The organism is Pseudoalteromonas rubra (assembly GCF_005887115.1).
Taxonomy (GTDB): Bacteria; Pseudomonadota; Gammaproteobacteria; order Enterobacterales; family Alteromonadaceae; genus Pseudoalteromonas; species Pseudoalteromonas rubra_F.
In genome coordinates this window covers 1-13,184 of sequence record NZ_PNCJ01000001.1, presented here as the reverse complement: position 1 = coordinate 13,184, position 13,184 = coordinate 1, and the positions used below count along the sequence as shown (strand labels likewise).

Genomic DNA, 13,184 nt, shown 5'->3' with positions numbered 1-13,184 from the left:
GAGATAAGCGTTTACATGGCGTAAAAATTAGACTATAATTTTGCGCCATTTCGTTGAGAGTCTGACTCTCAACGAAGCAAAGAATTCGGGTTGAAGCGCATAATTTCGGCACTTTGCAGGCTTTATAGTCTACAATGATCCGATAAATTGCGTTTCCGTCCAAGACCGTAGGTGTAACTGAGTTACTTAATTCCCTACGTAGACGGTGTGAATCCCAGCTAGATTTTTCCTAATCTTCTGGTTCTCGCCGTAAAAAGCAGCTCTGAGTCGAAAGACAATGAGTAAAGTAGAACTGGGACACGTTCCCATCATAACCAGGAGTAACACCCATGGCTTTAAATCTTCAAGACAAAAAAGCAATTGTTGCTGAAGTCAACGAAGCTGCCAAAGGTGCTCTGTCTGCAGTTGTTGCAGATTCTCGTGGTGTAACAGTAGATGCGATCACTGCACTTCGTAAAGAAGCTCGTGAAGCAGGCGTATGGATGAAAGTTGTCCGTAACACGCTAGCTAAGCGCGCTGTAGAAGGTACTGACTATGAGTGCCTTAACGAATCGCTAGTGGGCCCAAGCCTAATCGCTTTCTCTTCAGAGCACCCAGGTGCTGCAGCTCGTATCTTCGCTGATTTCGCGAAGAAGAACGAGTTGTTCGAACTGAAAGCGGCTGCATTTGAAGGCAATGTTGTTGACGTAGACATGCTAGCTAAGCTGCCTACTTACGACGAAGCTGTTGCACGCCTAATGAGCGCTATGAAAGAAGCGTCAGCTGGTAAATTGTGTAAAACAATTGAAGCTGTACGTGTTCAGAAAGCTGAAGCAGCTGCTTAATAGCACGCTTCTTACTTTCACAAATAAATTTTTAGAACCCCATGGTTCGTGATTAATTAGGAAACTTAAAATGTCTGTAACTAAAGACCAAATCCTTGACGCGATTGCTGAAATGTCAGTAATGGAAGTTGTTGAACTAGTTGAAGCAATGGAAGAAAAATTCGGCGTAACTGCAGCTGCTGCTGTTGTTGCTGCTGGTCCTGCTGAAGCTGCTGAAGAAAAGACTGAGTTCGACGTAATCCTAGCTGGCGCTGGCGGTAACAAAGTTGCTGCTATCAAAGCTGTACGTGGTGCAACTGGTCTTGGCCTTAAAGAAGCAAAAGCTCTTGTTGAGTCTGCTCCTGCGCCAATCAAAGAAGCTGTTTCTAAAGAAGAAGCTGAAGCACTTAAGAAAGATCTTGAAGAAGCTGGTGCTGAAGTTGAGATCAAGTAATCTGGCATTTGCTAGGTTCGCTGCCTGAGCAATCAGGCAAGGGCTGGTGATTATTTAATCACCGGCCCTTTTGCGCTATAGAGCGACGCTTTCCTGTTGCGCAATAAATTCCTATGTTTTTTCTTATTTTTCAATCTGTTAGTAGTATTTTGAAAGTGAGTGACTCATAGGACGACAATTAGATGTTGTTATCATGGCTTAGATGCCAATGAAGTCTGTTCTCCATGAACAGGTTGGGTCAAAGATCAGCAAGCTGAGGAACCCCATGGCTTACTCTTATTCTGAAAAGAAACGTATCCGTAAGGATTTTGGTAAACGTCCACAAGTTTTGGACATACCTTTCCTTTTGCAAACGCAGTTGGAATCGTTCAAAAAGTTCATTACACCGGACGCTGATGGTGATACCGGACTGGAAGCGGCATTCCGTTCTGTGTTCCCGATCAAAAGCTACTCGGGCAATTCTGAGCTTCAATACGTTAGCTATCGTATTGGAGAGCCAGTATTCGATGTAAAAGAATGTCAAATTCGCGGTGTGACTTTTTCTGCTCCACTTCGCGTAAAACTTCGTCTTGTGCTAATGGACAAAGATGCACCAGGCACAGTCAAAGACATTAAAGAGCAAGAAGTTTACATGGGCGAAATCCCGCTCATGACTGACACAGGTACTTTTGTTATCAATGGTACTGAACGTGTTATCGTTTCTCAGCTACACCGTTCACCTGGTGTATTCTTTGATAACGACCGTGGTAAATCACACTCGTCGGGTAAAGTACTGTATAACGCACGCGTGATCCCTTACCGTGGTTCGTGGTTAGACTTTGAATTCGATGTAAAAGATAACCTGTTTGTACGTATCGACCGTCGTCGTAAACTGCCTGCGTCAATCATTCTACGTGCGCTTGAGTTCTCAACTGAAGAAATTCTTGGCATGTTCTTCGAAACCACAGCGTTCGAAGTGACAAACGGCAAAGTGATGATGGAATTGGTACCATCTCGACTACGTGGTGAAACCGCTGCTTTTGATATCAAAGATGCAGACGGTGAAGTCCTGGTTGAACAGGGTCGTCGTATCACAGCCCGTCATATAAAAACAATCGAGAAAAAGGGCATTGACCAGCTTGAAGTACCGCATGAGTACATCATTGGTCGTGTGGTTGCGCGAAACTACATCGATGAATCAACGGGTGAGATCATCGCAGAAGCAAATGCTGAGCTGTCTCTGGAGTTGATGGCCGAGCTTGTGAAGGCGGGTCACACTAAAATTGATACCCTGTACATCAACGATGTAGACAGCGGTGCTTACATGTCGGAAACTGTGCGCATTGACAGCACATCAAACCGTCTTGAAGCGCTGGTAGAAATCTACCGTATGATGCGCCCGGGTGAGCCACCAACAAAAGAAGCAGCAGAAGCGTTGTTTGACAACCTGTTCTTCTCTGACGAGCGTTATGACTTGTCAACGGTTGGTCGTATGAAGTTCAACAGCCGTGTTGGTTATGACACTGACACAGGCCCTGGCACGCTGAGCAAAGAAGACATTGTTAGCGTGATGAAGGTGTTGATCGACATCCGTAACGGTAAAGGCGATGTGGACGATATCGACCACTTAGGTAACCGTCGTATCCGTTCTGTAGGTGAAATGGCAGAAAACCAGTTCCGCGTTGGTCTGGTACGTGTTGAGCGTGCTGTACGTGAGCGTCTGAGCTTAGGTGATCTGGACAACGTGATGCCTCAGGATCTGATCAACGCTAAGCCTATTTCGGCTGCCGTTAAAGAATTCTTTGGTTCTTCACAGCTTTCTCAGTTTATGGACCAGAACAACCCGCTGTCAGAAGTAACGCACAAGCGTCGTATTTCTGCACTTGGTCCGGGTGGTCTGACTCGTGAACGTGCTGGCTTCGAGGTTCGAGACGTACACGTTACTCACTACGGTCGTGTTTGTCCTATCGAAACGCCTGAAGGTCCAAACATCGGTCTGATCAACTCATTATCTACTTATGCACGTACTAACGATTATGGTTTCCTTGAAACACCATATCGTAAAGTCGTGGATGGCGTAGTAACGGATGACGTTGATTACCTGTCTGCAATTGAAGAAGGTCAGTTCGTAATCGCACAGGCGAACACTAACCTGACTGAAGAAAACCAGTTTGCAGAAGAGCTGATCCCATGTCGTTATAAGGGTGAGTCAACCTTTATGCCAAGCGACAGCATCCAGTATATGGATGTATCTCCACAGCAGGTTATCTCTGTGGCAGCGGCACTTATCCCATTCCTTGAACACGATGATGCGAACCGTGCATTGATGGGATCGAACATGCAACGTCAGGCTGTACCAACACTGCGCGCAGACAAGCCGCTGGTAGGTACAGGTATCGAGCGTACGCTGGCAAAAGACTCTGGTGTAACCATTGTTGCTAAGCGTGGCGGTGTGGTGAAGTATGCTGATGCAAGCCGTATCGTTGTTAACGTGAACGAAGAAGAACGTGTACCTGGTGAAGCAGGTATCGACATCTATAACCTGACTAAATACACCCGTTCTAACCAGAACACCTGTATCAACCAAAAACCAACTTGTATGGTTGGTGAGCCGGTTGTACGTGGTGACGTTCTGGCGGATGGTCCTTCGACTGACCTGGGCGACCTGGCTCTTGGTCAAAACCTGCGCGTGGCATTCATGCCGTGGAATGGTTACAACTTCGAGGATTCAATCCTATTGTCAGAGCGCGTTGTTCAGGAAGATCGTCTAACTACGATCCACATCCAGGAACTACAGTGTATTGCGCGTGATACTAAGCTTGGTCCGGAAGAGATCACTGCTGATATCCCGAACGTGGGTGAGTCTGCGCTAGGTAAGCTGGACGAATCAGGTGTTGTATACATCGGTGCTGAAGTGAAAGGCGGCGATATCCTGGTTGGTAAAGTAACGCCTAAAGGTGAAACTCAGTTAACGCCTGAAGAGAAGCTACTGCGTGCTATTTTCGGTGAAAAAGCGTCTGACGTTAAAGACAGCTCACTACGTGTACCTAACTCTGTATCTGGTACGGTTATCGACGTTCAGGTCTTTACCCGTGATGGCGTAGAAAAAGACAAGCGTGCGCTGGAAGTTGAAGACATGCAGCTTCGCGAAGCGAAGAAAGACTTCAACGAAGAATTCCGTATCCTTGAAGGTGGTATTCTGACTCGTGCGCGTGATCTGCTGGTACGTGCTGGTCTGAGCGAAGATAAGATCGCAGATCTGAACGCTGAAAAGCTACTGACGCAAAGCCTGGCTGACGAAGAGCAGCAAGCTGAACTAGAGCAACTGGCTGCGCAGTACGACGAGCTGAAAGCTGAATACGATAAGAAGTTCGAGAACAAACGTCGCAAGATCACCCAAGGTGATGATCTGGCGCCGGGCGTACTGAAGATCGTTAAGGTTTACCTGGCTGTTAAGCGTCGTATTCAACCGGGTGATAAGATGGCGGGTCGTCACGGTAACAAGGGTGTTATCTCTACTATCGTGCCTGTTGAAGACATGCCTTACGATGAAAGAGGTCGTACGGTAGACATCGTTCTGAACCCGCTGGGTGTACCATCGCGGATGAACATCGGTCAGATCCTGGAAACTCACATGGGTCTTGCTGCACGCGGTATCGGTGAGCGCATTGAAGACATGATGAAAGAGCAACGTGAACTACACGAAATGCGCGATTTCATCAAGAAAGCTTACGCAATCGGTGATTGCCGTCAGAAAGTCGATATTGAAAACTTCTCTGATGATGAAATCCGCCGTCTGGCAGACAACCTTAAAGGTGGTCTACCAATCGCAACACCTGCGTTTGACGGTGCACGCGAAGCTGAAATCAAAGACATGCTAGAGCTGGGTGGTTACCCACGAAGTGGTCAGGTAACGCTATATGATGGTCGTACTGGTGATGCATTTGAGCGTCAGGTAACGGTTGGCTACATGTACATGCTGAAACTGAACCACCTTGTTGATGACAAGATGCACGCACGTTCTACCGGTTCTTACAGCCTGGTTACTCAGCAGCCGCTGGGTGGTAAGGCACAGTTCGGTGGTCAGCGTTTCGGTGAGATGGAGGTATGGGCACTTGAAGCATACGGTGCTGCCTACACGCTACAGGAAATGCTGACAGTTAAGTCGGATGACGTAAATGGTCGTACTAAGATGTATAAGAACATCGTAGACGGCAACCATAAGATGGAGCCGGGCATGCCGGAATCATTCAACGTATTGTTGAAAGAGATCCGCTCGCTGGGTATCAACATCGAATTGGAAGAAAGTTGATCCGCCGGGCCGCCTAAGCGGCCCAGACCGGACTGAAAAGAATGAAGGGGCAAGCCAGGCTTGCCCTCAAGATTAACTCCGACAGGAGAGCTAAGGTGAAAGACTTACTTAAGTTTCTGAAGCAACAAAATAAGACCGAAGAATTCGATGCAATTCGCATTGGTCTTGCTTCGCCGGACATGGTGCGTTCATGGTCCTACGGTGAGGTAAAGAAACCTGAGACAATTAACTACCGTACTTTCAAGCCTGAGCGTGACGGCTTATTCTGTGCCCGTATCTTCGGCCCAGTAAAAGATTATGAGTGTTTGTGTGGTAAGTACAAGCGCTTGAAGCACCGTGGTGTGATCTGTGAAAAGTGTGGCGTTGAAGTTACACTGACTAAAGTACGCCGTGACCGCATGGGTCACATTGAGCTGGCCAGCCCAGTTGCACACATTTGGTTCCTAAAATCATTGCCGTCTCGTATCGGCCTGATGCTGGACATGACGCTTCGTGATATCGAGCGTGTACTTTACTTCGAGTCATTCGTTGTAACTGAACCTGGCATGACGACACTTGAACGTGGCCAGCTGTTAGGTGAAGAAGAGTACCTGGATGCTCTGGAAGAGCACGGTGACGAGTTCGAAGCTAAGATGGGTGCCGAAGCAGTACTTGATCTGCTACGTGACCTGGATCTGGGTCAGCTGATCGCTGAAATGCGTGAAGAGCTGCCTACTATCAACTCTGAGACCAAGCGTAAGAAGATTACTAAGCGTCTTAAGTTGATGGAAGCGTTCCACCAGTCAGGTAACAATCCTGAGTGGATGGTAATGAGCGTACTACCTGTACTGCCACCTGATCTACGTCCACTTGTACCACTGGATGGTGGTCGTTTTGCGACGTCTGATCTCAATGACTTGTACCGTCGTGTTATCAACCGTAACAACCGTCTTAAGCGTCTACTTGACCTGGCGGCACCGGACATCATCGTACGCAACGAAAAGCGTATGTTGCAAGAAGCGGTCGATGCACTACTCGATAACGGTCGTCGTGGCCGTGCGATCACAGGTTCTAACAAGCGTCCTCTGAAGTCGCTTGCAGACATGATCAAAGGTAAGCAAGGTCGTTTCCGTCAAAACCTACTAGGTAAGCGTGTAGACTACTCAGGCCGTTCTGTAATCACAGTAGGTCCAACACTGAAATTACACCAGTGTGGTCTGCCTAAGAAAATGGCACTTGAGCTATTCAAGCCATTCATCTACGGCAAACTAGAGCGCCGCGGCATGGCGACTACCATCAAAGCTGCGAAGAAGATGGTTGAGCGCGAAGTACCAGAGGTTTGGGACGTACTAGACGAAGTTATCCGTGAGCACCCGGTTCTGCTGAACCGTGCACCGACACTTCACAGACTAGGTATCCAGGCGTTTGAACCTGTTCTGATCGAAGGTAAAGCAATCCACCTGCACCCACTAGTGTGTGCGGCGTATAACGCTGACTTCGATGGTGACCAAATGGCGGTACACGTACCGTTGACACTGGAAGCACAGCTTGAAGCACGTGCCCTGATGATGTCGACCAACAACATCCTGTCTCCTGCGAACGGTGAGCCAATCATCGTACCTTCACAGGACGTTGTATTGGGTCTGTACTATATGACTCGCGACCGCATCAACGCAAAAGGTGAAGGCATTGCTTTCAAAGATGCGAAAGAAGCTGAAAAAGCTTACCGTACTGGCGCTGCTGAACTACATGCACGCGTGAAAGTACGTATCGCAGAAGTCCACATTGATGGCGAAACAGGTGAGCGTAAAGACGTAACTGAAGTGGTTGAAACCACAGTTGGTCGTGCCATCCTGTCTTTGATCATGCCTACTGGCCTGCCGTTTGAGTTGATCAACCGCACGCTGGGTAAAAAGCAGATCTCTGGTTTGTTGAACGAGTGTTACCGTCGTCTGGGTCTGAAAGATACCGTTATCTTTGCTGACCAGGTGATGTACACCGGTTTCCACTACGCGATGAAGTCGGGTGTTTCTATCGGTATCAACGATATGGAAATCCCACCTACGAAAGTTGGTATCATCGAAGCGGCAGAAGCCGAAGTTACAGAAATCAACCAGCAATTCCAGTCTGGTCTTGTAACTGCGGGTGAGAAATACAACAAAGTTATCGATATCTGGTCACGTGTTAATGAAAACTTGTCACGTGAGATGATGGCGAACTTGTCGAAAGACACGGTTGTGAATGCAAAAGGTGAAGAAGAAGAGCAAGACTCTTTCAACTCAGTATTCATGATGGCCGACTCGGGCGCACGTGGTAGTGCCGCTCAGATCCGTCAGCTAGCCGGTATGCGTGGTCTGATGGCACGTCCGGATGGTTCAATCATCGAAACACCTATCACCGCGAACTTCCGTGAAGGTCTGAACGTACTACAGTACTTCATCTCGACGCACGGTGCGCGTAAAGGTCTAGCCGATACGGCACTTAAGACAGCGAACTCGGGTTATCTGACTCGTCGTCTGGTAGACGTGGCACAAGACTTGGTCATCAACGAAACTGATTGTGGTACTCTTGAAGGTACTGTGATGAAGCCGCTGATTGAAGGTGGTGACGTTGTAGAGCCACTACGCGAGCGTGTATTGGGTCGTGTTGTCGCAGAAGACGTGGTTATCCCTGGCACTGAAGAAGTGCTGGTTGAACGTAACGTGATGCTTGATGAGAAGCTGTGTGACCTGTTAGAAGAGCACTCAGTGGACGAAGTTAAAGTACGCTCGGTTATCACCTGTGAAAACGACTTTGGTGTATGTGCTAAGTGTTACGGTCGTGACCTGGCTCGTGGCCATATCATCAACGCGGGTGAGTCTGTGGGTGTTATCGCGGCACAATCAATCGGTGAGCCGGGTACCCAGCTGACGATGCGTACCTTCCACATCGGTGGTGCGGCATCTCGAGCGTCTGCAGAGAACAGCGTTCAGGTGAAGAACAACGGTAGCATGAAGCTGCACAATGCGAAGTTCGTAATCAATACCGACGGTAAGATAGTGATCACCTCACGTTCAACCGAAATTACGGTTATTGACGAGCAGGGCCGTGAGAAAGAGCGCTATAAAGTGCCTTACGGTGCCGTATTGTCAGTGAATGACGGTGCTGAAGTGAAAGGTAACGACATTGTCGCGACCTGGGACCCGCACAGTCACCCAATCATCATCGAGCATGAGTCTAAAGTATCGTTCAGCGACATCGACGATTCTAACACAGAAGCACAGACAGACGAACTGACTGGTCTGACGCGTGTGGTAGTTAAAGACCTTGCTAAGGTGAATGCAAAAGAGCCTAAGCTTATCATTGAAAATGAAGAGCGTGGCCTGCAGGAAATTCGTCTGCCTTCGTTCACCACCATCGAAATCACAGATGGTGCTACGGCTCAGCCGGGTGACGTATTAGCGCGTATTCCTCAGGAAGGTTCGAAGACGCGTGATATCACGGGTGGTCTACCTCGAGTTGCTGACCTATTCGAAGCACGTAAGCCGAAAGATCCAGCAATCCTGGCAGAAATCACAGGTACCGTTAGCTTTGGTAAAGAAACCAAAGGTAAGAAGCGCCTGGTGATCACGCCGGCAGAGGGTGATGCATACGAAGAAATGATCCCGAAATGGCGTCAGCTGAACGTGTTCGAGGGTGAGCAGGTATCGAAAGGTGAAGTTATCGCCGATGGCCCTGAGTCTCCGCACGACATCTTACGTCTACGTGGTGTGACTGACGTATCTAACTACATCGTAAACGAAGTACAAGAAGTATACCGTCTACAGGGTGTAAAGATTAACGATAAGCACATCGAAACCATCATTCGCCAGATGCTACGTAAATGTATCATCATCGATGGTGGTGACAGTGAGTTCCTGGCGGGCGAGCAAGCCGAAGTGGCACGCGTTAACATCGCAAACCGCGAGCTAGAGAAACAAGGTAAGATCCCAGCTAAGTTCGAAATTCAGCTGATGGGTATTACCAAAGCCTCACTGGCAACAGAATCTTTCATCTCTGCAGCCTCGTTCCAGGAAACAACTCGTGTCCTGACTGAAGCCGCAGTAAATGGTAAGAGTGATGAGCTACGTGGTCTGAAAGAAAACGTTATCGTGGGTCGTCTGATCCCAGCGGGTACTGGTTTCTCTTACCACTTAGATCGCATCAACCGTCGTAAGCAAAATGAAGCTGCAGTTGAAGAGCAGACAGTAAGTGCTGAAGAAGCATCTCAGGCACTGACTGACGCACTAAACGCAGACTTGCTTGGCGGCCAAGACTAAAATTGACGAAAAACACGTCAATTACAATAAAAAGGCAGCTTTAACGCTGCCTTTTTAGTTGTTTTGGTTGACAGGTTAAACTTTGCTCATTAAAATTCCGCCACCCATTTATTCGTTCGAATAACCGAACGTTTAAATTGGCGAAATTTGATTTTTTCAGTAGTAATTTTTATTAATTCAGGAGCTATTTAATGGCAACTATTAACCAGCTAGTACGTAAGCCACGTCGCAGCAAGGTTACTAAGAGCAACTCAGCTGCTCTTAAAGCTTGTCCTCAAAAGCGTGGTGTATGTACTCGTGTATATACAACTACACCTAAGAAGCCAAACTCTGCACTACGTAAAGTAGCGCGTGTTCGTCTAACGAACGGTTTCGAAGTAACATCTTACATTGGTGGTGAAGGCCACAACTTGCAAGAGCACAGTGTTATCCTAATCCGTGGTGGTCGTGTTAAAGACTTACCAGGTGTGCGTTTCCACACAGTACGTGGCGCGCTTGACTGTGCTGGCGTAAATGACCGTAAACAAGGTCGTTCTAAGTACGGTGCAAAACGTCCTAAGGGCTAATGGTTCTCCGTTAGTAAGGCCAAGCACTTAAGTTTTAATTTATATATTTTGTTTTGGGAATTCGTCGTAGTAAGACGAACCTGAAGATACCGGAGAAAGAAAATGCCTAGAAGACGCGTAATAGGTCAACGTAAAATTCTTCCAGATCCGAAGTTCGGATCAGAGCTTCTTGCTAAATTCGTTAACGTAGTAATGCTTGACGGTAAGAAGTCTACTGCTGAAAAAATCGTATATGGTGCGCTAGACGTGGCTGCTGAAAAATCAGGCAAGTCGCACCTAGAAATCTTTGAGTCTGCACTTGATAACGTACGTCCACAGGTTGAGGTTAAATCTCGCCGTGTTGGTGGTTCTACGTACCAGGTACCAGTTGAAGTACGTCCAGTTCGTCGCAACGCACTAGGTATGCGTTGGTTGGTTGAAGCTGCACGTAAGCGTGGCGAGAAATCAATGGGCCTTCGTTTGGCTCAAGAGATGCTTGACGCTGCTGACAACAAAGGCACTGCGGTTAAGAAACGTGAAGACGTTCACCGTATGGCTGAAGCGAACAAAGCATTCGCTCACTACCGTTGGTAATCTGCCCGAGACCTTTAAGAGGATAATATGGCACGTACAACTCCTATTGAGCGCTACCGTAATATCGGGATCTGTGCTCACGTAGATGCGGGGAAAACCACCACCACGGAACGTGTACTTTATTACACGGGCCTGTCTCACAAAATTGGTGAGGTACATGATGGTGCCGCAACTATGGACTGGATGGAGCAGGAGCAGGAGCGTGGTATTACCATTACTTCTGCTGCGACCACGTGTTTCTGGAAAGGGATGGATGCTCAGTTTGATGAGCATCGTATAAACATCATCGATACTCCCGGACACGTAGACTTCACCATCGAAGTAGAACGTTCATTACGTGTACTAGATGGGGCTGTAGTCGTATTATGTGCTTCATCAGGTGTACAACCACAAACGGAAACCGTTTGGCGTCAGGCGAACAAGTACGAAGTACCTCGCATGATTTTCGTCAATAAAATGGACCGTACCGGCGCAGATTTCCTCGCCGTTGTGGATCAGGTGAAAAAGCGTCTTGGCGCTACGCCTGTGCCAATTCAGCTGCCAATTGGTGCTGAAGATGAATTTAAAGGTGTTATTGATCTCATCAAGATGAAAGCCATCAACTGGAATGCTGAAGACCAGGGGATGACTTTCAACTACGAAGAGATCCCGGCAGAACTTCAGGAGCTGGCAGAGGAGTGGCGCGCAGAGCTACTCGAATCTGCCGCAGAAGCGTCTGAAGAGCTAATGGACAAATATCTTGAAGAAGGTGAACTGAACGAGGCCGAAATTAAGGCCGCGATCCGTCAGCGTACATTGAACAATGAAATTGTGCCAATGACCTGTGGTAGTGCGTTCAAAAACAAAGGTGTTCAGGCTGTGCTTGATGCCGTTGTTGAATACATGCCATCTCCAACTGAGGTTAAAGAGATCCAGGGTATCCTGGAAGATGAAAGCGAAGCAACGCGTCCTGCGGACGACAGCGCACCGTTTTCTGCTCTGGCGTTTAAGATCGCCACCGACCCATTTGTTGGTACGCTTACCTTCTTCCGAGTTTATTCCGGCACAGTAGGTCAGGGTGACTCGGTTTATAACCCAGTTAAAGGCAAAAAAGAGCGCTTTGGACGTATCGTTCAGATGCACTCTAACTCGCGTGAAGAGATCAAAGAAGTTCGCGCCGGGGACATTGCTGCTGCAATTGGTCTCAAAGACGTCACCACAGGTGACACGCTTTGTGCCCATGATGCTGTTATCACGTTAGAGCGTATGGAATTTCCAGAGCCAGTGATCTCAGTGGCAGTAGAGCCTAAGACCGTTGCTGACCAAGAAAAAATGGGTATCGCGCTGGGTAAACTGGCTGCGGAAGACCCGTCTTTCAGAGTTGAAACCGACGAAGAATCAGGCCAAACCATTATCTCAGGTATGGGTGAACTCCACCTGGATATTATCGTAGATCGTATGAAACGTGAGTTCAGTGTTGAATGTAACGTAGGTAAGCCACAAGTTGCTTATCGTGAAACGATCCGCGGTTCGGTTGAAGCCGAAGGTAAATTCGTACGTCAGTCAGGCGGACGCGGCCAGTATGGTCACGTTTGGTTGAAGCTCGAGCCTATGGATGTTGCTGATGAAGACGCGCCAATTTACGAATTCGTGAACGAAATCGTAGGTGGTACGGTTCCTAAGGAATACATTCCTGCGGTTGACAAAGGCATCCAGGAGCAGATGAAGCAAGGTGTTCTTGCGGGTTATCCAATGCTGGGTGTGAAAGCTACCTTGTTTGACGGCTCGTTCCACGATGTCGACTCAAATGAGATGGCGTTTAAGATTGCCGGCGCAATGGGCTTCAAGAAAGGCGCGCTTGATGCGCAGCCTGTGATTCTTGAGCCTGTTATGAAGGTAGAAGTCACCACCCCTGAAGCAAACATGGGTGATGTCGTTGGCGACCTCAACCGTCGTCGAGGCATAATCGAAGGTATGGAAGACTCATTTGGTGGTCTGAAGCAAGTTAATGCTCAGGTACCGCTGTCTGAAATGTTTGGTTATGCAACCGATCTTCGTTCTGCAACACAAGGTCGAGCTTCGTACTCAATGGAATTTTCCAAGTACGCAGAAGCGGCGAAAAACGTTGCTGACGCAATTATTGCAGCTCGCGCTGTTAAGTAATTTTAGTTCGGTCCGGTCTTAGGGCTGGACTTTAATTTCTTTATAGGAATTTTGAAAATGGCAAAAGAAAAGTTTGAA

Annotated in this window: 7 protein-coding genes; all 7 read left to right on the top strand. The window is 47.9% G+C overall.

Going from position 1 to position 13,184, the window contains the following annotated elements:
* Positions 1-329: 329 nt before the first annotated feature.
* The 7 genes from rplJ (at position 330) to fusA (ending at position 13,106) form a co-directional block, all read left to right on the top strand.
* The gene (rplJ, locus tag CWB98_RS00035) at positions 330-824 is read left to right on the top strand and encodes a 50S ribosomal protein L10 (RefSeq protein ID WP_010387318.1); all 495 of its coding nucleotides are present in this window, start codon (positions 330-332) and stop codon (positions 822-824) included.
* A gap of 70 nt (positions 825-894) precedes the next feature.
* Positions 895-1,257 (top strand): 50S ribosomal protein L7/L12, encoded by a 363-nt coding sequence (gene rplL, locus CWB98_RS00030; RefSeq protein ID WP_023400585.1) that lies wholly within the window; start codon positions 895-897, stop codon positions 1,255-1,257.
* Between the two features lie 265 nt (positions 1,258-1,522).
* The gene (rpoB, locus tag CWB98_RS00025; RefSeq protein ID WP_138542971.1) at positions 1,523-5,548 is read left to right on the top strand and encodes a DNA-directed RNA polymerase subunit beta; all 4,026 of its coding nucleotides are present in this window, start codon (positions 1,523-1,525) and stop codon (positions 5,546-5,548) included.
* A 95-nt stretch (positions 5,549-5,643) separates the two neighbouring features.
* Positions 5,644-9,825, top strand: a complete 4,182-nt coding sequence (gene rpoC / locus CWB98_RS00020; protein WP_138542970.1) for a DNA-directed RNA polymerase subunit beta' — start codon at positions 5,644-5,646, stop codon at positions 9,823-9,825.
* 191 nt (positions 9,826-10,016) lie between these two features.
* The gene (gene rpsL, locus CWB98_RS00015; RefSeq protein WP_010387308.1) at positions 10,017-10,391 is read left to right on the top strand and encodes a 30S ribosomal protein S12; all 375 of its coding nucleotides are present in this window, start codon (positions 10,017-10,019) and stop codon (positions 10,389-10,391) included.
* Positions 10,392-10,493: 102 nt separating this feature from the next.
* Positions 10,494-10,964 carry a 30S ribosomal protein S7 gene (gene rpsG / locus CWB98_RS00010; RefSeq protein ID WP_046003850.1) on the top strand — a complete coding sequence of 157 codons (471 nt, stop codon included), beginning with the start codon at positions 10,494-10,496 and terminating at the stop codon, positions 10,962-10,964.
* 27 nt (positions 10,965-10,991) lie between these two features.
* Positions 10,992-13,106 carry an elongation factor G gene (gene fusA, locus CWB98_RS00005; protein ID WP_054016908.1) on the top strand — a complete coding sequence of 705 codons (2,115 nt, stop codon included), beginning with the start codon at positions 10,992-10,994 and terminating at the stop codon, positions 13,104-13,106.
* Positions 13,107-13,184 lie beyond the last annotated feature (78 nt).

Excerpts from the sequence above, each read along its gene's own strand:
- rpoB (WP_138542971.1), top strand. The coding sequence starts at position 1,523 with ATGGCTTACTCTTATTCTGAAAAGAAACGTATCCGTAAGGATTTTGGT.
- fusA (WP_054016908.1), top strand. The coding sequence starts at position 10,992 with ATGGCACGTACAACTCCTATTGAGCGCTACCGTAATATCGGGATCTGT.
- rpsL (WP_010387308.1), top strand. The coding sequence starts at position 10,017 with ATGGCAACTATTAACCAGCTAGTACGTAAGCCACGTCGCAGCAAGGTT.
- rplL (WP_023400585.1), top strand. The coding sequence starts at position 895 with ATGTCTGTAACTAAAGACCAAATCCTTGACGCGATTGCTGAAATGTCA.
- rplJ (WP_010387318.1), top strand. The coding sequence starts at position 330 with ATGGCTTTAAATCTTCAAGACAAAAAAGCAATTGTTGCTGAAGTCAAC.
- rpsG (WP_046003850.1), top strand. The coding sequence starts at position 10,494 with ATGCCTAGAAGACGCGTAATAGGTCAACGTAAAATTCTTCCAGATCCG.